The sequence below is a fragment of the Gammaproteobacteria bacterium genome (assembly GCA_022450155.1).
Classification (GTDB): domain Bacteria; phylum Pseudomonadota; class Gammaproteobacteria; order Arenicellales; family UBA868; genus REDSEA-S09-B13.
In genome coordinates this window covers 16,453-37,767 of record JAKUQR010000027.1, presented here as the reverse complement: position 1 = coordinate 37,767, position 21,315 = coordinate 16,453, and the positions used below count along the sequence as shown (strand labels likewise).

At 54.5% G+C, this 21,315-nt stretch carries 18 protein-coding genes; 4 read left to right on the top strand and 14 right to left on the bottom strand.

Annotation, left to right across the window (positions count from 1 at the left end):
- The 3 genes from MK323_12830 to coaE all read left to right on the top strand — a co-directional run.
- Positions 1-367: type II secretion system F family protein (locus MK323_12830; GenBank protein MCH2483035.1), on the top strand; the 367-nt coding region annotated here is incomplete at its 5' end.
- A gap of 63 nt (positions 368-430) precedes the next feature.
- Positions 431-1,273, top strand: a complete 843-nt coding sequence (locus MK323_12825; GenBank protein ID MCH2483034.1) for an A24 family peptidase — start codon at positions 431-433, stop codon at positions 1,271-1,273.
- 7 nt (positions 1,274-1,280) lie between these two features.
- Positions 1,281-1,895 carry a dephospho-CoA kinase gene (gene coaE, locus MK323_12820; GenBank protein ID MCH2483033.1) on the top strand — a complete coding sequence of 205 codons (615 nt, stop codon included), beginning with the start codon at positions 1,281-1,283 and terminating at the stop codon, positions 1,893-1,895.
- Positions 1,896-1,942: 47 nt separating this feature from the next.
- Here the strand turns inward: coaE and argJ are convergent, their stop codons facing one another.
- Both argJ and secA read right to left on the bottom strand, forming a co-directional pair.
- On the bottom strand, positions 1,943-3,178 hold the full coding sequence (argJ, locus tag MK323_12815; protein ID MCH2483032.1) for a bifunctional glutamate N-acetyltransferase/amino-acid acetyltransferase ArgJ: 1,236 nt from the start codon (positions 3,176-3,178) through the stop codon (positions 1,943-1,945).
- Positions 3,179-3,211: 33 nt separating this feature from the next.
- A complete protein-coding gene (gene secA, locus MK323_12810) occupies positions 3,212-5,956 on the bottom strand; it encodes a preprotein translocase subunit SecA (GenBank protein MCH2483031.1) in 2,745 nt (914 codons plus the stop codon).
- 148 nt (positions 5,957-6,104) lie between these two features.
- Here secA and MK323_12805 point away from each other — a divergent pair, with 148 nt between their 5' ends.
- On the top strand, positions 6,105-6,551 hold the full coding sequence (locus MK323_12805; GenBank protein ID MCH2483030.1) for a DUF721 domain-containing protein: 447 nt from the start codon (positions 6,105-6,107) through the stop codon (positions 6,549-6,551).
- A 54-nt stretch (positions 6,552-6,605) separates the two neighbouring features.
- On the opposite strand, the gene caiD is transcribed toward MK323_12805, so the two are convergent.
- The 12 genes from caiD to murD all read right to left on the bottom strand — a co-directional run bounded on the left by caiD (position 6,606) and on the right by murD (position 21,308).
- A complete protein-coding gene (caiD, locus tag MK323_12800) occupies positions 6,606-7,388 on the bottom strand; it encodes a crotonobetainyl-CoA hydratase (GenBank protein MCH2483029.1) in 783 nt (260 codons plus the stop codon).
- A 70-nt stretch (positions 7,389-7,458) separates the two neighbouring features.
- Positions 7,459-9,555, bottom strand: a complete 2,097-nt coding sequence (locus tag MK323_12795; protein MCH2483028.1) for an acetate--CoA ligase family protein — start codon at positions 9,553-9,555, stop codon at positions 7,459-7,461.
- A 5-nt stretch (positions 9,556-9,560) separates the two neighbouring features.
- Positions 9,561-10,721 carry an acyl-CoA/acyl-ACP dehydrogenase gene (locus tag MK323_12790; GenBank protein MCH2483027.1) on the bottom strand — a complete coding sequence of 387 codons (1,161 nt, stop codon included), beginning with the start codon at positions 10,719-10,721 and terminating at the stop codon, positions 9,561-9,563.
- A 242-nt stretch (positions 10,722-10,963) separates the two neighbouring features.
- Complete coding sequence (lpxC, locus tag MK323_12785; protein MCH2483026.1) at positions 10,964-11,875, bottom strand: UDP-3-O-acyl-N-acetylglucosamine deacetylase; 912 nt, start codon at positions 11,873-11,875, stop codon at positions 10,964-10,966.
- A gap of 173 nt (positions 11,876-12,048) precedes the next feature.
- On the bottom strand, positions 12,049-13,200 hold the full coding sequence (gene ftsZ / locus MK323_12780; protein MCH2483025.1) for a cell division protein FtsZ: 1,152 nt from the start codon (positions 13,198-13,200) through the stop codon (positions 12,049-12,051).
- 111 nt (positions 13,201-13,311) lie between these two features.
- Positions 13,312-14,556: a cell division protein FtsA gene (gene ftsA / locus MK323_12775; protein MCH2483024.1), complete on the bottom strand. Its 1,245-nt coding sequence runs from the start codon at positions 14,554-14,556 to the stop codon at positions 13,312-13,314.
- 11 nt (positions 14,557-14,567) lie between these two features.
- Positions 14,568-15,401 (bottom strand): FtsQ-type POTRA domain-containing protein, encoded by an 834-nt coding sequence (locus MK323_12770; GenBank protein ID MCH2483023.1) that lies wholly within the window; start codon positions 15,399-15,401, stop codon positions 14,568-14,570.
- Positions 15,398-16,297 (bottom strand): UDP-N-acetylmuramate dehydrogenase, encoded by a 900-nt coding sequence (murB, locus tag MK323_12765; protein ID MCH2483022.1) that lies wholly within the window; start codon positions 16,295-16,297, stop codon positions 15,398-15,400. Before murB ends, MK323_12770 begins: the two co-directional genes overlap by 4 nt.
- A gap of 14 nt (positions 16,298-16,311) precedes the next feature.
- Positions 16,312-17,670, bottom strand: a complete 1,359-nt coding sequence (murC, locus tag MK323_12760) for a UDP-N-acetylmuramate--L-alanine ligase (GenBank protein MCH2483021.1) — start codon at positions 17,668-17,670, stop codon at positions 16,312-16,314.
- Between the two features lie 43 nt (positions 17,671-17,713).
- Complete coding sequence (gene murG, locus MK323_12755) at positions 17,714-18,793, bottom strand: undecaprenyldiphospho-muramoylpentapeptide beta-N-acetylglucosaminyltransferase (GenBank protein ID MCH2483020.1); 1,080 nt, start codon at positions 18,791-18,793, stop codon at positions 17,714-17,716.
- Positions 18,790-19,941, bottom strand: coding sequence for a putative lipid II flippase FtsW (gene ftsW / locus MK323_12750; protein ID MCH2483019.1), 1,152 nt, complete (start codon positions 19,939-19,941; stop codon positions 18,790-18,792). Before ftsW ends, murG begins: the two co-directional genes overlap by 4 nt.
- Positions 19,938-21,308, bottom strand: coding sequence for a UDP-N-acetylmuramoyl-L-alanine--D-glutamate ligase (murD, locus tag MK323_12745; protein ID MCH2483018.1), 1,371 nt, complete (start codon positions 21,306-21,308; stop codon positions 19,938-19,940). The genes ftsW and murD overlap by 4 nt, the downstream gene beginning before the upstream one ends.
- Between the last annotated feature and the right edge of the window lie 7 nt (positions 21,309-21,315).

The following is a 21,315-nucleotide window of genomic DNA, read 5'->3' as shown; positions in this document are numbered from 1 at the left end:
TTCTGGCATACCCCTGGTTGAATCTCTTAATTCTGTGGCTGGCGCAACGGGAAACAGCGTGTATAGCAACGCCTGCAGCAACATCCGCGAATCCGTCAGCACCGGCCGATCGTTATCAGCGTCAATGGCGGATACAGGCCTGTTTCCGGCGATGGTTATCCAGATGACCACCACCGGTGAAGAGTCCGGCGCCATAGAAGACATGCTCAACAAGGTCGCTGATTTTTACGAACGTGAAGTCCGCGAAGCAGTAGACAACATGAGTAAATTGATTGAACCACTGCTCATGGTAGTTCTGGGGGGTATCGTTGGTACGCTGGTTATCGGGATGTACCTGCCCATCTTTAAGATGGCATCCGTGGTCTAGACCTCTGGTGTTTGCAACGCAGAGGGCGTCTGGCCTGTGGAATACCTAGATCTTCTGACCGAGATGCCCGCAACCAGCGGCTTACTGGGGCTGTTACTGGGCCTTGTGGTCGGCAGTTTTCTCAACGTGGTGATCATTCGCCTGCCGCCGCGCCTTGCCTATCAGTGGCAACCCGCTGAAGCAGTCTCAGACCCTTCCCAGGTCAGTGCGAAACCACCACCAGGCATTGTGCTGGGACGATCTCATTGCCCGACGTGCAATCATGTCATTCGCTGGTGGGAAAATATACCGGTACTGGGCTTCTTGATCCTGCGTGGGCGATGCTCGAGCTGCCAGGCCCAGATTTCGATCCGCTATCCGGCAGTCGAGGCATTCACTGCAGCTGTGACACTGGTCGTCATGTGGCGCTTTGGCGTCAGCTCAGTGCTTGTTCCGGCTCTAATCTTCAGCTGGACTCTGATCGCACTGACGTTTATCGATGTCGATCATTTTCTGCTGCCCGATGTCATGACCCTGCCGCTGCTCTGGCTCGGGCTCCTGGTCAATCTCGCAGGCGGATTCTGCGACATTCATTCGGCGGTCATCGGTGCTGTCGCGGGTTATCTGTCCCTGTGGTTCGTCTATCACCTATACCGGTTCATCACTGGGCGTACCGGATTCGGCCACGGTGACTTCAAGCTGCTGGCGACCCTTGGTGCCTGGCTCGGCTGGCAGATGCTGCCTCTGGTCATCCTGCTGGCATCGGTGGTCGGTGCTGCAGTCGGCATCAGCATGATCACAGCAGGCCGACTGAACAGCCGCCAGCCACTGCCTTTCGGACCTTACCTTGCAGGGGCTGGCTTTATAGCGATGCTCTTTGGCCAACAACTGGTCAATGGTTATCTCCGGTTTACTGGTCTGGGTTGAGTTCGCGATGCTGAGAATTGCATTAACAGGTGGCATCGGGTCGGGTAAGACAACAGTCAGTGATTACTTCCGGAAACTGGGCGTACCGGTGATTGATGCTGACGAGACTTCACATGAGATGACACAGGCTGGAGAACCGGCTGTCCAGAAGATCGTGGACGTTTTTGGTGACTCGGTGCTTGATCGTGACGGCAACCTCGACCGGACCGCCTTGAGAAACATAGTGTTTGGTGATCCCGAATCCCGTAAGCAACTGGAATCGATCCTCCACCCCGAGATCCGGCGGCGAATGAATGAGGCGGCAAGCCGTACCCAATCACCCTACTGCCTGTTTTCGATCCCGCTTCTTATTGAAACCGGTCAACACGCGAGTTACGACCGGATACTGGTGATCGAAGCATCCGAGGACCGGCGCAGAACCTGGATACAGGCACGAAGCGACCTCACAGAAAGCGAGATCACCGCCATATTGTCGGCGCAGGTTTCAGACGAACAACGGCGACGTGCAGCCGATGATCTGCTGATTAATGACGGCGGGATCGATGACCTTCATGCCCGAATCGACCGCCTGCACCAACGTTACCTGGCACTCGCCAGGGGGCCAGAACAATCGAACGATTAGTTCGTGGCCAACGGAATCTGGGCCCGTACAGCACTACACCCAGGGTATCAGGTCCGGTATTCCGCGTTTATCCGAATGTACTCGTGGGTCAGGTCACAGGTCCAGACTCGCGCACGACCACGCCCCAATCCCAGATTCACACTGATCTGAACATGGCTTCCCTGCAGGTGCTGATCCACGATTGACTCGGTATAACCGGCAACACGCTGTCCCCGGTGAGCGATCAGGACACCACCCATTGAGACACTCAGAAGTTGCTGGTCAACCCGAGCATCGGACTTGCCAACTGCCATGACGATGCGACCCCAGTTCGCATCTTCCCCTGCAATGGCCGTCTTAACCAGCGGCGACTCAGCAATGGAGAGGCCGACTTTGCGGGCAGCAGTATCCGAGGTGGCGCCCTCAACGTCGATGGTGATGAACTTGCTCGCGCCTTCCCCATCTTTCACGACCTGCGTCGCCAGGTCCACATAAACCTCCAGCAGCGCCTGCTTGAAGTTTCTCAGTGCTCGATCCGATATGCTTTCAGGCTCCGCGTTACGCGCCTGGCCCGTTGCTGCCAGTACTGCAGTGTCACTGGTCGAGGTATCGCTATCGACAGTAATGCAGTTAAAAGAACGGTCAACAGCTGCGCGGTGTACAGATCTCAGTACAGCGGCTGGAATGCGTGCATCCGTAAATACAAAAGCCAGCATCGTTGCCATGTCGGGGGCGATCATACCGGAGCCTTTTGCAATGCCCGCAATCGTGATTTCGGTATCACCGATCCGGCACCGGCGATAGGCACCTTTGGCAAACGTATCCGTCGTGGTAATCGCCCGGGCAGCCTGATACCAGGACGCATTTCCCAGATCCCTGACGAGTCTGGGAAACACAGTATCTATCCGATCCACCGGCAACGGCTCACCAATCACCCCGGTTGAGGCGACCAGTACCGCACCGGGACGGCAAGCCAGTGCCTTGGCAGTGCGCCGGGCAGACCACCTGACATCGCGCATACCTTGGCTACCCGTAAATGCATTGGCATTACCGCTGTTGACCAGCAGTGCACGGGCCCGACCTGAAGCGATGCTGTCGCGGCACCAGGTCACCGGTGCCGATGCTGTACTGGAGCGGGTGAAGACCCCTGCAGCGGTCGTGCCCTGCGACAAGGCAACCAGTAGCAGGTCGTTACGGCGCCGATATTTGATCCCAGCAGCCACAACCGCCAGTCGAACACCTGCCACTTCCGGTATGCGGGGGAAACGCCGAGGCGCCAGCGGAGACTTGTAGACGTCAGGCAATCGGTCAACCCTCTCAGAAAAGCTTTGTAACTGTCACAACTTGCCGTGGCAATGTTTGTATTTTTTACCGGAACCGCAAGGACAGGGTGCGTTGCGGCCGACCTTGGGTCCACTACGGACAAAGGGCTGGGTCGCCACCGCAGCGGCCTGACCGGACTGCGGTGCCAAAGCATTCGGCTGGTGTTCCGGGTGCGGCGTAGGTAGAGGTTCAGCTGTGGCGCTGGGATGCAGGTATTCACGCCCATCTACGCCCTGACGGCGACGCTGCACCTCCAGCTCCTCAACTTCGGCCGAGGTCTGTATTTGGATCTTCGACAAAATCCCAATGGTCTCGTTCTTAACCCGGTCCAGTACCTCGGTAAACATCCCGAAGGCTTCGCGTTTGTACTCCTGTTTTGGGTTCTTCTGCGCATATCCCCGGAGTCCAATGCCCTGACGCAGGTGATCCATCTGGGCAAGGTGGTCCTTCCACTGTTCATCCAGAACCCGCAGCATAATGGCCTTCTCGAGGTGTCGGATGACCTCTTCACCCACACCGGCAGCCTTTTGCTCATAGGCACTGATTACTTCTGACTCGATTCGTTGGCGGAGTGTCTCCTCGTGAAGCGCGTCGTCTTCCGCCAGCCATTGACCAACGGGCATTGCCAGTCCAAAACGGGCCTCGACTTCCTTCTCAAGGCTCGGGATATCCCATTGCTCCTCCAGACTCTCGGGCGGTAGGTGAACATCGATCAGCTCATTGACAACTTCGGTACGTGCCATGCCAATGGTGTCGGAGATATCATCCACCTCCATCAACCGATTGCGCTGCTCGTAGATCACCTTTCTCTGCTCATTCGCGACGTCGTCATATTCCAGCAGTTGTTTTCGGGTATCAAAGTTTCGGCCCTCCACCTTCTTCTGAGAATTTTCAATTGCACGGGTCACCCAACTGTGTTCGATCGCCTCACCCTCTTCCATACCCATCTTCTCCATCAACCCGGATACGCGCTCCGAGCCAAAAATACGCATCAGATTATCTTCCATGGAAAGATAGTACCGGCTCGATCCCGGATCACCCTGGCGCCCGCAACGACCGCGAAGCTGATTGTCGACGCGGCGGGATTCATTGCGTTCAGTTCCTAGCACATGCAGACCGCCCGCCTTGACCACTTGTTCGTGGCGTTGCTGCCATTGCTCGCGAATCGACGCCCGGTCGGCTTCCCGGCCCTCATCTAGGTCGGAAAGTTCCATCTCCAGGTTACCGCCCAGAACGATGTCCGTTCCACGACCTGCCATATTCGTTGCGATTGTGACAGCGCCTGGCTGACCGGCCTGTGCAATGATACGGGCCTCCCGCTCATGGTGTTTCGCGTTCAGGACCTCATGATCAATGCCAGACTGACGGAGAATTCCCGAAAGATACTCAGAAGTTTCGATGGAGGCAGTTCCCACCAGAACAGGCTGCTGCTTGTCGCGACAGTGCTCTATACCGCTGCAGATGGCTTTGAATTTTTCACCCTGAGTACGATAAACCAGATCTGGCTGATCATCGCGAATCATCAGCATGTTGGTCGGTATGACCATCACTTCAAGTCCATAAATCTGTTGAAATTCCACAGCTTCAGTATCTGCAGTACCCGTCATACCGGACAACTTATCGTACAACCTGAACAGATTCTGGAAAGTGATCGCTGCGAGGGTCTGGTTCTCGTGCTGGATTGGAACACCTTCTTTGGCTTCTACAGCCTGATGAAGGCCTTCCCCCCAACGCCTCCCTGCCATCATGCGTCCGGTGAACTCATCGATAATCACGATCTGACGGTCGCGAACGATGTAATCAACATCACGCTGAAACAAGGAGTGGGCACGCAGTGCTGCATACAGATGATGCACCAGACTGATGTTGCCAACGTCATAGAGACTCGACCCCTCGTCCAGCAACCCTGCTTCGAGCAGCAACGTTTCGGTGCTTTCGTGGCCATCTTCAGTCAGAAAGACCTGCTTGTTCTTCTCATCGACAGAGAAATCACCCGGACCCTCTTCTTCATGCTGCCGCACCAGTCGTGGGATGATCTGATTGATCTTCACATACAGATCAGTACTGTCTTCGGTCGAGCCCGATATGATCAATGGTGTTCTGGCCTCATCGACCAGGATGGAGTCCACTTCGTCTACGATGGCAAAATCGAGTGAACGCTGAACACGGTCTTCGATCCCGAATGCCATGTTGTCGCGTAGATAGTCAAAACCATACTCATTGTTGGTGCCGTAAACGATATCGCACGCGTAAGCACTTCGTTTAGACTCAGGGTCCTGCCCGGATACGATCACGCCCACTGTCAGACCTAGGAACTTGTAGATTTTCCCCATCCAGTCGGCATCACGGGCTGCGAGGTAGTCGTTCACTGTGACTACATGGACAGTCCCACCGCAGACAGCAGTCAGATACGCCGGCAGGGTTGCAACCAGGGTCTTGCCTTCACCCGTACGCATTTCTGCGATCTTGCCCTCGTACAGGACCATGCCACCGATCAACTGCACATCGAAGTGCCGCATATCCAGAGTACGTCTTGCCGTCTCACGCACAACCGCAAACACTTCCGACATCAGGTCTTCCGGGCTCTCACCTTCGCCAGAGCGCCGACGAAACTCATCGGTCTTGGCCGCCAGCTCACCATCATCAAGCCCGGCTATCTGCTCTTCTGCCGAATTAATCAGATCAACCATACGGCCCATTCGCTTTAGATTTCTCTGGTTGCGACTGCCGAAAATCTTTGTGGCAAATTTACCGAACATCAGAACAATATCTCCCGTGTCTGTGGGTACCAGATCAAAGTAATGATTCCGGCGATCTCAAACGGTCGGCTGGCAACCGGTTTCGTCCGTAACCGACCTGAAGGCATCTCTATCCCAGTTAAACTGATACTATTGGACAAATTTTATCATGAGCGAATCAACTTTCAGACCAGTAGGGGCTCTGGTGAAATCTGTGTCAGCATCCGCTGCAGCAGATCCCCGTGACGATACAGACAAAGCAACCCGATCCTGGCTGCTTACCGTCAGCGCCGACATCGCTGCACACACGCGGGTTGCACTAGAGGACAGCAAACTTGTCGTGTTTGCGGATTCACCGGTATGGGGACACGCTATCACCCTGCAAAAAAACACGATCATGGCCGAACTCAAGTCTCATGGTGTCGGTTGCGAGGAAATCACCGTCAAAGTCAGGCCCCCAGAGGCAGACCGGGTGCCGGTGATAACACCAAGAAAGCCCGAACCGATCGAATCTGCTTCAGCCTGCGCACTTGAGCAAAGTGCCCACACCGTAGCAACTCCCGGCCTGCGCAGGGTGCTGCACCGACTCAGTCAGCACCGGCAAACCGATAACTGAGCATTACACTTGATATCGCCCGGAAAACGACCCTGCTTAACCTCAGCGAGCGGATCATCGACCACGCCAGAGAGGTTTTCGTTTCTCGGCAAAAGCACGAACACCTTCAATCTGATCTTCACTGCTGTAGAGCCGATCAACTGTCGGGAAAGTTCGACCTGTGATTCCGTTCAGCGCATCCTGAAACCGCATATTCTCAGCTGCTCGTGCGACCTCCTTGATAGCCGCATAAACCAGTGGTGGACCCCGCGCTAAAGTCTCGGCAAGTTCCCGGGCCCGCGTCATCAACTCGGCAGCCGGTACGATATGATTTACCAACCCCCAGCGGTGTGCTTCACTGCTGTCAAGCCAGCGACCGGTGAACAGTAATTCCATGGCAATGTGGTAGGGAATCCGCTTGGGCAGCTTGAGCGTCGCGGCATCAGCAATTGTTCCCGAGTTGATTTCGGGCAGTGCAAAAGTCGCGTGATCGGCAGCGAGGATAATGTCAGCTGACAGCGCGAGCTCCAGCCCACCGCCACAACAAATACCGTTTACCGCAGCTACAACCGGCTTATTCAGGTCCGGCAACTCCTGCAGGCCGCCAAATCCTCCAACACCGTAATCACTGTCGACCGCCTCACCGTCTGCAGCCGCCTTAAGGTCCCAACCTGGGCAGAAAAACTTTTCGCCAGCACCGGTAATCACGGCAACCCGCAGATCGGGATCATCCCGAAAGGCCGCGAAGACTTCCCCCATCTGCCGACTGGTCGCGACGTCGATGGCGTTGGCTTTAGGTCGATTGAGGGTAACTTCCAGTACAGATGAACGCTTCTCAACATGAATTGGTGTATCCATCCTCGATTCAACTCCTTATGTTGGTGCTGGCCGCAAAACGGGCGGCCCGCTGCAACCGATCTGACTTAAATTAGACCGAATCTCGCCCGCCCGACAACGGCTTGTGTACCTGGTTTAACAGCACGTCAGCAGCCACTACGCCTTTCCCCGAAGGTCGAACCAGCAGCGGATTGATATCCAGCCCTGAAACAGGGTCAGTCGCCGATAGGATATGGCTGGACAGGGTCTCGAGACAATCAAGCAACGCAACCGTATCACCCCGACTTGTGCCGCGATACCCCTTAAGCAAGGGCATCACTCTGAGCTTTTCCAGGGCTGATTCAAATTCTGATCGCCGGGCGGGTAAGAGAACGATTTGTACATCCTGGAGCAATTCCACCAGAACACCACCGGTTCCCAGCATCATGCAAGGACCGACCTGTGGGTCGTGTTCAACGCCAATGATCAGTTCGGCCAGCGCATCAGTGATCATCTCCTCTACGATCAGCCTGTCATAGTAGGTAAGCAAGCGCTCAGCTGACTTTCTGAGTTGTTGTTCATCCAATACATTCAATGTAACAGCTGCCTGATCACTCTTATGCCTTAAGCTGGCGTCACAGGCTTTCACACAAACAGGAAATCCAATTTCACCAGCTGCCTCAACCGACTCATCGACACTTCGCACCAGTCGTCCCCGTGGAACAACCAGGCCCAACTCCGACAACCAGGCTTTTCCCTCCCACTCATCAACGATAAACGACCCTTGTCTGATTTTAGTGGTCACACCCGGCAGCATTAAAGGCGATGCCTGGCGCCAGAGATGTCCAATCCTGGCTGCAGCTTCGACCGCGTCCATTGCCTGTTCAATCCCGCATAATGGTGCGATACCGCGATCGATGAAGTCGCGAGCAGTATCTTCGGGCAAGTTTTCAGGCAAACTGGCCAATATCGCTGTCTGCTGCCCCGTGTCCTGTGCTGCTCTTTCGATTGCGCTCACGGCCGGATGCCATGTATCCCATTGACAGTTGTCCCGTCGAGGAAAGTCCAACACCAGCACCGACAAGTCAAAGCCACAACTGAGCATCGTACGATACGTCTGGTAAAGTTTTTCCTCATCATTCCAGTTAAACGTGTGGTAGTCGAGCGGGTTCGATACGGTTACCAGGTCTGTGAGGGTCTCCCTGACCTGCTGGTGCTGATCAGGGGAGAGCTCGGGGAAGCTGACATCTCGACTTTCTGCCGCGTCTGCCATCAGCATCGCCTCACCACCTGAACAACTCATGGAACATATGCGGCTACCGGACAGCGGCCCGTGTACATGAAGCAGTTTCAGGGTTTCAATCAGACTGTCCAATGAACGGACCCTGGCGATCCCCAGTCTGTCCAGAAGCGCATCGGCGACCCGGTCGGTACCTGCCAGTGAGGCGGTATGTGACAAAGCAAGCCCGGCGCCACGTGCACTCGAACCGGCCTTGATGGCCACCATCGGCAGGTGCCTGTCCCGCGCAAGTCTGCTTGCACGCTCGAGAGTCTGCACATCCCTAAATCCTTCTATGTGCAGTCCCACTGCGGTCACACGGTCATCGGCCACTACTGCTTCAATGGCATGCGCGACATCCGTCTGGGCCTGGTTTCCCAGCGCCAGAACATAGGCTATAGGCAGACCGCGGGTCTGCATGGTCAGGTTCAGCAGGATGTTACTGCTCTGGGTAAACAGCGCCACACCTCGCTTCACCCGCTGACCACCGTGCTGGTCGGGCCACAGCAATGCGCCATCTAAGTAATTGATCAGGCCATAGCAATTCGGCCCAAGGATCGGCATATTGCCAGCGGCCTGGACCAGTTCTGCCTGAAGCTGTTCACCGTCCTCACTTTCGCTGAATCCTGAGGCGTAGCAGACCGCACCGCCGCCATCAATCTTCCGTAGTTCAGCAACGATCTCGATGGTTTGCCGGCGGTTGACACCAATAAAACTAACGTCAGGCGCACCAGGCAGTTCACTGGTATCGCGATAGCAACGATGGCCTGCAACTTCGTTATGTCGCGGGTGTACCGGCCATATCTCTCCCTGGAAACCCAGACGCGTACACTGCCGCACCACCTCTGCGGCTTCTCGACCACCAAATACGGCGACAGTCTTGGGTCTAAAAAGACGTTCGAGATCGAAAGCGCTCTGCTCAGCGTCCAAATCGTCTAGTCCCAGCGAGGCCTCAGAATATCTCTCGAGATAATATGTCTTTGAATTTCGCTGGTACCTTCCCAGATTCGCTCAACGCGGGCGTCACGCCATATCCGCTCGAGCGGCAGGTCAGCCATCAGTCCCATGCCACCATGAATCTGGATCGCTTCATCAGCCACATAAGCCAGCATCTCGGTCGTATAGAGTTTTGCCATCGCGTAGTCTGAGTCAGTTGCACTACCCTGATCAGTTTTCCACGCACTCTTCAAGGTCAGAAGTTCAGCGGCTTCAAGACGCATTCGCATCTCCGCAATCTTGAACCCAACACCCTGGAAACGACCGATCGGCTGTCCAAACTGCTTTCTGTCTACAGCCCAGTCTATAGCAAGTTCCAATGCACGATGGGCACGGCCCAGGCACATTGCTGCCACCTGAAGCCGGGTCGCGCCAAGCCAGTCATTGGCAACCTCAAAACCTTGATGTTCATGACCCAGCATCTGCGATGCTGGAATCCGGCATTGATCGAATTCAAGAATACAGTTGTGGTAACCCCGGTGAGAGACACAGTGATAGCCCGGACGCACATTGAATCCTTGGGTCCCCTTGTCAACCAGAAACGCACTGATCAACTTTCTAGGTCCACGACTGGAGCTCTCTTCTCCCGTTGCCGCAAACAAAATAACAAAATCGGCGATATCAGCATGGCTGATAAAATGTTTAGTGCCAGTAATAACATAGTCGCCACCGTTCTGATCCGCTCTACAGGCCATTGAACGAAGATCGGATCCGGCGCCTGGCTCGGTCATCGCGAGACAATCGATTTTTTCACCCTTTATGCAGGGTAGAAGATACCGCTCTCTCTGCTCGCCAGTGCAAGCCTGCAGGATATTACTGGGCCGGCCAACAAGATACTGCAGTGCAAAATTAGCCCGGCCAAGCTCTCGTTCAAACAGAGTCAGCGACACGGCATCAAGTCCGCCACCGCCGAGCTCTGCGGGCATATTTGCAGCATAGAACCCCAGTTCAATGGCCTTACGAACAATCTCGTGGCGTAGCTCCGAAGATACCTGATCGGTTTTTTCGACTTCATCCTCGTGTGGGTACAGTTCCTGCTCGACGAAGCGGCGGGCGCTTTCGATCAGCATTTTCTGTTCTTCAGTAAGGGTAAATTCCACGCGTTGTAACTCCCACTGCACTAGAGCGATAACGGGCATTTGACCCGCGCAAGGTGATTCAGACGGCCAGCACTCCGGTAACCGCGCTGATGCTAGCGTAAGTCAACGTCATGCGCATCTGCGGTTCATCGGACCTGCAGCTGCCTGTCTGCAAGGATCTGCATCGAATGCCTGATGCGATGCAAGCCACAAGCGGTCAAATTCGACCCCTATCGCTACAGATTCAGGGCCTGATGGGGAAACTATTGAGAAACTGCAGGTCGGGTAAAACTGATAGGCGCACTTCGATCATCTTCAAACGAGACCAGTTCCCACGCCTCGGACTGTGCAACGAGCTCCTGAAGCAGTCTGTTGTTGAGACAGTGCCCAGACTTGTGTGCAGTGAACGATCCCACCAGTGGGTGACCCAGTAGATACAGATCTCCGATCGCATCGAGGATTTTATGTCGCACAAATTCGTCACCGTATCGAAGTCCTTCATCATTCAGGATGTGATACGCATCCATCACGATTGCATTATCGAGACTGCCGCCTCTTGCAAGTCCGGCATCCTGAAGTGCCTCGACATCCTGCAGAAAGCCGAAAGTACGGGCACGGCTGATCTCTTTCATGAAAGAGGTGGTCGAAAAATCAATGCTCGCACTCTGGCTAGATGACTTCAGGATTGGATGATCAAAATCAATACTGAAAGTCACTTTAAATCCTTCAAAAGGTTCAAAACGCGCCCATTTGTCACCGTCGTGCACCTCAATCACTTGTTTGATTCGGATGAATTGCTTAGGGACGTTTTGCTCCTGAATTCCTGCTGACTGGATCAGAAAGACAAAAGGAGCGGCACTGCCATCCATGATCGGAACTTCTGCTGCCGTTAGGTCGACCCATGCATTATCGACGGCAAGACCCGCAAAGGCAGACATCAGGTGCTCGACCGTTGACACGCGTGTTCCGCATGATTCAAGTGATGTAGACAACCGGGTATCGCCAACACGTTCCGGCGACGCATTAATCTCGACTACCGGGTCGAGGTCGATACGCCGGAACACGATACCGGTGCCCGCGGGTGCGGGGCGCAGTGTCAGATAAACCTTCTCGCCGGTATGCAAGCCAACGCCAGTTGCGCGAATGACATTTTTCAGGGTTCTTTGCCTGATCATGCGACCTGTTCCTGTGTTGTTATAGGGTCGCATTCAGCGCCTAAAAGGCAGATTTCAGACATGTTCTCAATGGTACATTAGTATTCCCTGACTGTGTACCTGTTTTACAATTTTTTTACCACTTTTTTTGCATTTTCGTCGATTTCTCCTAGATCGTTAATTTAATTGGGGTTTTACTCGGTCTGACGTCTCAGAAATGCCGGTATGTCCAGATAATCCATATCGACAGCGGCATTACCCTCGGCTAGACGAGGTGCCTGGGAACGGCGCCGAATGACCGTAGGGGTATCTAGATCCAGAACAGGTTCTTCTGCGGGTGCACTGTCGCTTGCATCTTCCCTCACCAGATGGATGTCGGGTCTCGCCGTACCATTACGGATGCCTGTCGCAACCATGGTGACCCGAAGGTCCCCTTCCATTTCGGGGTCTAGCGTGGTTCCGATCACCACCGTGGCATCTTCCGAGGCATAGTTATTCACCACCTCTCCAATGTGTGCATACTCATCAAGCGTCATGTCCGGACCTGCGGAAATGTTAACCAATAGTCCTCGTGCACCATAGATATCGACATCTTCAAGCAGCGGGCTTGATACTGCACCGTGCACGGCATCGATAGCTCGATCCGGCCCCGTTGCAGTAGCTGAGCCCATCATCGCCATGCCCATCTCCAACATCACAGTTTTGACGTCTGCAAAATCAACGTTGATCAATCCTGGACGTGTTATCAACTCTGAAATGCCCTGTACAGCATTGAATAGAACTTCGTTTGCTTTGGCAAAGGCGTCCAGTAAAGTCACCTGCCCCCCCATGACTTCCAGAATCCTCTCGTTGGGAATAATGATCAGTGAATCGACCAGCCCACCCAGTTCACTGATACCCCGGTCTGCCGCCTCTACGCGCTTTCGCCCCTCGAATTTGAACGGCCGAGTGACAATTGCAACCGTCAGAATGCCCTTCTCTCGTGCCAGCTGAGCAATCACAGGTGCAGCACCGGTACCCGTACCGCCACCCATGCCGGCTGTCAGAAAAATCATATCCGTGTTATCGAGCACCTCGGCTATCTTGTCCCGATCTTCAGTCGCAGCCTGCCTACCAACATCCGGGTCTGTTCCCGCACCCAGCCCTTTGGTCAGGTTCTCACCAAGCTGAAGAACTTTTGATACACCCGAGCGTCTGAGAGCCTGGGCATCAGTGTTGGCGTTAATAAACTCAACACCTTCGAGGTTTGCCGACAGCATGTGATCAACTGCATTACCGCCACCACCCCCAATTCCCAGCACCTTAATGACAGCCTGCTGGCCTGCAGTTTCCATCAGTTCAAACATGATTAAGCTCCTTTCGCCAAGGTTAAACGTTATTACTCAAGCAATAATTTCAACAGCCCGAAATTTCCAAGCCCCTATCTCCAAGTCATCGTAAATTCCTATACGTCTGGTTTACTCTTCCGTGAAATACTTACTGAACCAGCTTCTCATACGCTGGATCGGCTGATCTGCCCATCCAAATGCTTTGCTATGCACTTCAGGCCTGCTCTGATGTCGATGACCAAACAGCAGCAAGCCGATAGCAGTGGCGTAGATAGGACTTCTTACCACTTCACTCAGCGAACCGGTGTAGTGGGGGATGCCAAGCCGAACGGGTAACCGGAAGACTTCTTCTGCCAACTCAACCATACCTTCCATTTTTGAACTGCCGCCGGTCAACACAATCCCCGCTCCCAACAGGTCTTCGTATGCACTTCGACGCAACTCGTCTTTCACCAGCAGGAAAAGCTCTTCAGCACGTGGCTCTACGACGTCTACCAGCTGAGACAGAGCAAGCTTGCGCGGTGCGCGGTCGCCGACACTGGGTGTATCGATCAACTCTCCCTCCGGTGCCAGCCGTGCCAGTGCATAGGCAAACTTTATCTTGATCTCTTCGGCTGCCTGGGTTGGGGTCCGGAGGGCCACAGCTACATCGTTTGTGATCTGATCCCCCGCTATCGGCAGCACAGCAGTGTGTCTGACTGCACCCTCTGTGAATACCGCTATATCTGACGTACCGCCGCCAATATCCACCAGACAAACACCCAGTTCTTTCTCATCGGCATCGAGCACTGCATAGCTCGATGCCAGTTGCTCCAATACCAGATCATCCACTTCCAACCCGCAGCGTCGAATACACTTATCGATGTTTTGTACCGCGCTCAAAGCACCCGTAATAATGTGCACCTTGGTTTCCAGGCGCACCCCGCTCATCCCTATGGGTTCGCGTACGCCTTCCTGCCCGTCAATAATGAAATCTTGTGGCAAGATGTGTAATACCCGCTGATCATTGGGTATAGCTTGGGCACGGGCGGCTTCGATAACACGTTCGATATCAGCAACATCAACTTCTTTATCACGAATCGCGACAACCCCATGAGAATTCAGGCTGCTGATGTGGGCACCTGCTATGCCGGCGAATACTGAATTAATCCGACAGTCTGCCGTGAGTTCTGCTTCTTCTACCGCTTTCTGAATGGAATCGACCGTCGACTCGATGTTCGCCACGACACCCTTGCGGAGACCTTTGGAGATGTGCTGCCCCATACCGATAATCTCCAGGCTTGAGTCAGGCTGGACCCGACCGACAATCGCCACAACCTTGGATGTACCAATATCCAAACCGGCAAAGATGTTGTTTTCGCGGTTTTTGATCATCGCTGACTTACTCAGTTGTCCAACTGTCCATGGGCTGCCAGTTGAACCACACCGCTACCGCCGCCTCGCCACTGGATAGCAAAACCGCTGTCATAGCGCATGTCCACACGTTCGATGTCCGCCAGCCGGTCTTGCAAAAACGAATCGAACACCACAGCAAACTGATCGACCTTGCGTACCGGATCACCTCTGCCCACGACGATTTCCAGCTCGGCCGGGGTCTGCAGGGATGCCGATTGCAACACCACCATCCAGTCGCCAGCTTCATTGACAGATAAGTTCCTGACCTCCAGGCCAAGTGGGGTCAGACCTGATACCAGGTCGAGAAAGGCATCAATCACGGTATGTCGGTCAGCTGTTGGGCTACGCAAAACCGGTTGCAGAGTGATATTGGAATCTGGCGGCAGATTCACATAATCCTGAACCTCAAGGGCGCTGCCGTCAGTCGCATACCATAGCGCAATCGCACCGGCCTCCGTAATCGAGACTTCCAGTGTATCTGGCCAGTGCCTTCTCACCGCTGCCTGGTAGACACCTGGTAAACGAACAAGGGCGCTCTCGATTTCCTCAAGGTCGGCAGTAAAATAGTTGCCAATCAGTGCTAACCAAGCAGTCCGCTCGACCATCCGTGCATCCACGCGGGCCGAACTGCTGTGTACATCAATTCTTTCTATCGTGAAACGACCTGGCCGCATTAGTTGATCAACCAGAACAACGCCTGTCATTAAAAGTACAACCGTGATCGTGATCCACAAACTCGGTTTGTACATGGTCTTTTTCCGCTGGCCAATCATGGCGTCAGTTAATTCACCGTCTTGAGCGTTGGCTATACGATCAGAACTCATAACCGGTCTCCGACGATCCTGACTTCAGTTTCAAGGAGAATCCCGAACTTGACTTTAACCCGCGTTTGTATGCACTCAATGAGTTTCTCGATGTCCCCGGCACAGGCATTTCCGGAATTAATGATGAAATTGGCATGCTGATGGGAGACCATCGCACCACCGACCTTGAAGCCCTTCAGTCCAGCCTGATCAATCAGCCGTGCGGCATGATCCCCGGCAGGGTTGCGAAAGACGGAACCCGCACTGGATGCCTGAATCGGCTGTTTTGCCGAGCGTTCCACCAGTAATGACCGGATGCGCTGTCGACCCTTGTCTTCAGTACCGCGAGCAAGTTTCAGCGTCACACCCACAAACCAGTGGTCCGGCAATAACTCAACCCAGCGATAGCCCGTTTTGAAGACGCCGGCGGGATGCTGCTGAACCCTGCCATCACGGCTGATGAGTTCCACCTGGACGACGATATCCCAGATTTCGCTCCCGAACGCACCCGCATTCATTGCCAGAGCACCACCGAGCGTACCGGGTATACCGGCAAGAAACTCCGCACCGGCAAATCCTGCCCTTGCGCAAAATCGAGCCACCTTGGCACACGCCACACCGGCCTCTGCAACCACGCCGTGATCTTGCAGTTGTGTCAACTGAGACAAACCACCATGACAGCAGATCACGGCACCCCGGAATCCGCCATCCCGCACAAGCAGATTCGAACCCAGTCCAACCCACAATAAGGGCGTCTCCAGAGGAAGCACTTGGAGAAACTGAGAGAGGTCATTTCTGTCGCAAGGGCAAAAATAATAGTCAGCCTGTCCACCAACCCGCCAACTGGTATGCTGTGCCATCAGCTCATGGCGTCGAACTTCTCCCCGAACAGTTGGAAAATAGCGCGTTGAATTCATAGCTGCTGCTGGCGTCACTCGATGACACCCTCCAGACCACAACTCTGTTCTCCGACCAGTTTCCGCGCGACATGACCGATATTGCCCGCACCCAGGGTCAACACAACATCCCCCGGCTGAACAAGCTCTGGCAGTTTGTCCGGTAGCAAAAATACGTCTTCCAGATACACCGGGTCGACGCCACCGAGTGCGCGAATCCGCTCACACAACACAGGGCCGCTGGCAGAGGCAATCACCTCTTCGCCAGCTGGATAAACGCCAGTCACGACGAGCTGTGTTTCAGCAGCCAACAGAGCGGCAAACTCATCAAGCAGGTCGCGTGTACGGGTGTAACGGTGAGGCTGAAAAACCACGACCCGACGTCGATCCGGCCAGCACCCAGAAACCGCTTCAAGGGTGGCCGCGATTTCATTCGGGTGGTGTGCGTAATCGTCAACTACAACTGCGGAACCTCCTGCAACACTCAGCTCACCTAGAATCTCAAAGCGTCGATCTATACCCTGAAAATTCTTGAGCCCTTCCACAATGGATTCATGGCTTGCGCCCACCTTATCCGCGACAGCAATAGCAGCAAGCGCGTTCAGGACATTGTGTCGCCCGGCCAGTGCCAGATCTATCGGTAATCTGGCACCATCGGGTAGATGGACATGGAACATCATGTGAGAACCCTGCGGTCTGATCTCGCTGGCGTAATAATCTGCCCCCCGTTCAGTGCCGTACGTCAAGACTGGTTTTTTCAGCCTGACCCGCAGGTCGGCCACAATAGGATCATCAGCACACAGGATCGCTAGACCGTAAAAGGGAAGATGGGAAAGAAAATCAGCGAAGGTTGAGACGAGCCTGTCAAAGCTTCCACCATAGAAATCCATGTGATCGCTATCGATGTTGGTAACCACGGCGAGATACGGCTGTAAGTACAGAAAAGATGCATCGCTTTCGTCAGCCTCGGCAATAAGCCAGCGACCACTACCCAGCCGTGCATTACCGCTGACACTTTTTACCAGTCCACCCACAATAAATGTCGGATCCATGCCGGCAGCAGCCAGTACAGCGGCTATCAGGCTGGTCGTTGTGGTTTTACCGTGTGTACCGGCCACCGCAATTCCCTGCCGGAAACGCATCAGTTCCCCCAGCATTTCCGCACGTGGAATAACTGGGATGCCTGCATCTACCGCGGCTTTCACTTCAATGTTGTCTGTGCTGACAGCCGTAGATGTCACAACAACATCTGCTTGCGCAACACTGTCTGCACTGTGGCCGATGGTCACCTTTGCACCCATCTCCCGCAGTCGCTCTGTCACATCTGATTCAACCATGTCGGATCCTGTCACCCGGTAACCCAGATTGAGCATGACCGACCCTATTCCGCTCATACCAACCCCGCCAATTCCGACAAAATGTATCTGCTGAACGAACTCACGCACTGACTACCTCCAGACACTGTCCAGTCACACGGCCAATTGCGTCTGGGCGACCGAGCGCGCGCGCTTTCTGCGCGATCGAAAGCAGCCGCGATCGGTCGTCCTGAAACTTTCTCACCGTTAGCGCCAACAGATTGGCAGAGAACTCACTTTCTTCAAGTGCAATAGCAGCACCTTGCGACACCAGGTACTGTGCATTTATTTTTTGATGATTCCCCGCAGCGTAGGGATAGGGAACCAGTACAGCCGCCAGTCCTACCGCACAGATTTCGGCCACTGTCATGGCTCCGGCCCGGCAAACCACAAGATCGGCCTCGTAATAGGCTGCAGCCATGTCCTCTATGAATTCCCGTACATCCGCCTCGATGCCAAGCTCCCGGTAGCGCGCAAACAGTTCCTGGGCTCGGTCACGCCCACACTGATGTAGCAGTTTGGGACGCTGATCCGGCGTCAACTCAGCCATCGCTTCCGGTACGACCTGATTGAGTACCCGTGCGCCCTGGCTGCCGCCCACCACCAGTACGTGCAGAACGCGATCCTGCCGGTTGCCGTATCGCTCTTCTGGAATCGGTAAAGAAAGGATAGCTTCCCGAACCGGGTTACCCGTCCATTCGGCCCGCTGGCCAAGGCCAGGCGTATCGGGAAAACCGCACATCACGCGTCTTGCAATTGGCGCCAGCAGACGATTCGTAATACCAGCAGTTGCATTTGCTTCATGAATCAGCAGCGGCAGGCGCATCAACCAGGCCACCAGCCCACCCGGACCGGCTACAAATCCACCCATTCCAAGGACAGCAACCGGTTTGCGGCGGCTGATTGCGGCATAGACCTGCAGCATCGCCCTGATCAGCATTACGGGAGATCCGATTTTCCGGAGCCAACCACTTCGCCGTACACCGTGAACATCGATCCATTCCATGTCGATTCCTTCACCCGGGACCACTGAAGACTCCAGTCCCGAGCGGGTACCCAGCCAAACAATACCAACGCCATGGTTCATCAGTGATTTCGCAACACTGAGCGCCGGATAGACATGTCCGCCAGTTCCACCGGCCATGATCAGGATCGTTTTCATGGTTTTGTACCAAGCGCCCGTTGGCTACATCGATCGACTGAGAGCAGAAGTCCGATCGCAAAACAACAACTGATCATGCTGCTGCCACCATAACTCATCAGCGGCAGCGTCAACCCTTTGGTGGGTATGACGCCCAGGTTCACAGCCAGATTCACCATTACCTGAAGCGTCAGCAACAGACCCAGCCCTTGGGCAACACGAGCCTGGAACATCTGTCCAGCCCGACCTGCCCGATCTGCAATTCGGAAGGCTCGCCAGCACAGAGTTACGTAGAGAGCGATAAGCACTGCGATTCCGACGAGGCCCAACTCTTCCCCAATTACCGCAACCAGAAAATCATTGCTGGCTTCAGGCAGATAAAACAGCTTCTGCACACTCGCACCTAACCCAACACCAAACCACTCACCACTCCCCAGTGCAATCAGTGCCTGAACCAACTGGTATCCACACCCGTAAGGTTCGGCAAATGGGTCGAGAAAGCACAGAACTCTTTGCAGCCTGTTGGGGTTAAAGAAGATTAGAACGCCCATCGCCACAAAACCTGCAAAAAATGCACCAAAGAAGTAGCTCAGGCGAATACCAGAAAGGAACAGCATGCCCAGTACAGTAACAAGGATAACTGCAGTGCTGCCATAGTCCGGCTCGAGCAGAAGTAACACCGCAATTCCACTGAAAACAAGCGCAGGTTCAATAATGTTGACCCTGAAAGTACTCAACTGAGACAACCTTCTTGCACAATGGTCTGCCAGATAAAGCACAGCCAGCACTTTAACAACCTCGGAAGGTTGAAACTGAAGGAGACCTATGGGAAACCAGCGGGTACTGCCGTTGACTTCCCGACCCAGCCCGGGTAACAGCAGCAACGCCAGCATTACAATCCCAATAACCATAAGCAGGCGACTGGATCGCTGCCAAATGTTCATGTCAATCTGGGACGCCAGATAGGCAACTACGATACCGAGCGCAATACTGAATACGTGTTTAAGTAACGGCACGATACTGGAATCAGAACCGTACGTGCCGAGCGTCGCGGAAAATACCATCACTGCGCTGAATCCGAGCAAGCCCAGCACCGACAAGATCAGGGTTCCATCCATAGCGATCTGAGAGCGTGGGCCTTTCTGATCGACGGTAAGGGTGATGCTCACCTCAGTTGCTCCTTGACCAGCTGCCGAAATGCCTCCCCCCGCTGCTGGAAGTCTTCAAACATGTCGAAGCTGGCACAGGCTGGGGATAAAACGACAGCATCACCTGGTTGTGCCCAGGATGCGGCCAACGAAACGGCATGCTCCAGATCGTCCGCCATCGTAAGCGGCACACGTCGACCAATAGCTGCCGCAACCTTATTGCGGTCTTCGCCAAAAAGGACGACCTGACGTGCATAACGTCTCACTGCATCGGCAAGAATCGAAAGATCGGCACCTTTAGACTGACCCCCGGCGATCAACACGACAGGACGGTTCATACCTTCCAGCGCAGCGACGGTGGCAGCAGGATTTGTACCCTTGGAATCATTTACCCAGATAATGTCGTCCCGATCATCTATAACTTCACAGCGGTGAGGCAACCCCTGGAACCCACGCAATGCCTCCAGCCCCGGAGCTGAAGTGGCACCGAACAAAGCCTCTGTCGATGCCAACGCTGCAAGTGCATTTGCCACGTTATGTGCTCCAGAGAGTTCAAGCTCAGCAACACTGACCAGATGATGGCCACCGCGTACCAGCCAAGAGTCACGTTCATCAGTGACCAGACCATAATCGTTCGGACCGGTCGGCTCGTCGAGCCCAAAAGTGATGTGCTGGGTATCGCTCTCCAGATCGAGAAGTTGGTGGATCGCATCATGGCGTCGAGTGATGACAACCGCTGCGCCCTGGGTGATTCGGGCTTTTGCCCTGGCATAGTCTTTCGCACTCTTATACCGGTCCATATGATCTTCGGCGATGTTGAGTATGGCGGCACAGCGCGGATTCAAGGTCGAAGTAGTTTCGAGCTGAAAGCTGGACAACTCCAGCACATAGCAGTCAGGTTGTGGTTCAGCCAGCAACTCGAGTGCAGGGCGGCCAATATTTCCGCCGACCAGAACATTCCGACCGGCAGCCTCAGCCAGGCGGCCGATCAGTGTCGTAACTGTGCTTTTCCCGTTTGACCCCGTTACGGCAATCACCGGTGCCGTACAGTCCCGTGCAAAAAGTTCAATATCACCAACCACTTCAACGCCTGCATTGATGGCTTCGAGCACAGCCGGTTCAGTCAGGGCAACCCCGGGGCTCATGACCAGCAGATCGGTATCTTTTGCAACTGCCGTGTCGAGCGACCCCGCGTGCAAATCAATATGTGGGTAGAACCGTGACAACGTCTCCAGATAGGGCGGTTCTGCGCGGGTATCCATCACGGTCAATGACACACCCAGGCTATCCAGGTAGCGAATGCAAGAGAGTCCGGTAACACCCAGACCAACGACGACAGCCCGACCTGGATTTTTGTCTGTTGAGACAGTGTTAGCAGCCCGATTCATCGCAGCA

Excerpts from the sequence above, each read along its gene's own strand:
- MK323_12825 (MCH2483034.1), top strand. The coding sequence starts at position 431 with ATGCCCGCAACCAGCGGCTTACTGGGGCTGTTACTGGGCCTTGTGGTC.
- coaE (MCH2483033.1), top strand. The coding sequence starts at position 1,281 with ATGCTGAGAATTGCATTAACAGGTGGCATCGGGTCGGGTAAGACAACA.
- secA (MCH2483031.1), bottom strand. The coding sequence starts at position 5,956 with ATGTTCGGTAAATTTGCCACAAAGATTTTCGGCAGTCGCAACCAGAGA.
- MK323_12805 (MCH2483030.1), top strand. The coding sequence starts at position 6,105 with ATGAGCGAATCAACTTTCAGACCAGTAGGGGCTCTGGTGAAATCTGTG.
- caiD (MCH2483029.1), bottom strand. The coding sequence starts at position 7,388 with ATGGATACACCAATTCATGTTGAGAAGCGTTCATCTGTACTGGAAGTT.
- lpxC (MCH2483026.1), bottom strand. The coding sequence starts at position 11,875 with ATGATCAGGCAAAGAACCCTGAAAAATGTCATTCGCGCAACTGGCGTT.
- ftsZ (MCH2483025.1), bottom strand. The coding sequence starts at position 13,200 with ATGTTTGAACTGATGGAAACTGCAGGCCAGCAGGCTGTCATTAAGGTG.
- ftsA (MCH2483024.1), bottom strand. The coding sequence starts at position 14,556 with ATGATCAAAAACCGCGAAAACAACATCTTTGCCGGTTTGGATATTGGT.
- MK323_12770 (MCH2483023.1), bottom strand. The coding sequence starts at position 15,401 with ATGAGTTCTGATCGTATAGCCAACGCTCAAGACGGTGAATTAACTGAC.
- murB (MCH2483022.1), bottom strand. The coding sequence starts at position 16,297 with ATGAATTCAACGCGCTATTTTCCAACTGTTCGGGGAGAAGTTCGACGC.
- murC (MCH2483021.1), bottom strand. The coding sequence starts at position 17,670 with ATGAGCGGAATAGGGTCGGTCATGCTCAATCTGGGTTACCGGGTGACA.
- murG (MCH2483020.1), bottom strand. The coding sequence starts at position 18,793 with ATGAAAACGATCCTGATCATGGCCGGTGGAACTGGCGGACATGTCTAT.
- murD (MCH2483018.1), bottom strand. The coding sequence starts at position 21,308 with ATGAATCGGGCTGCTAACACTGTCTCAACAGACAAAAATCCAGGTCGG.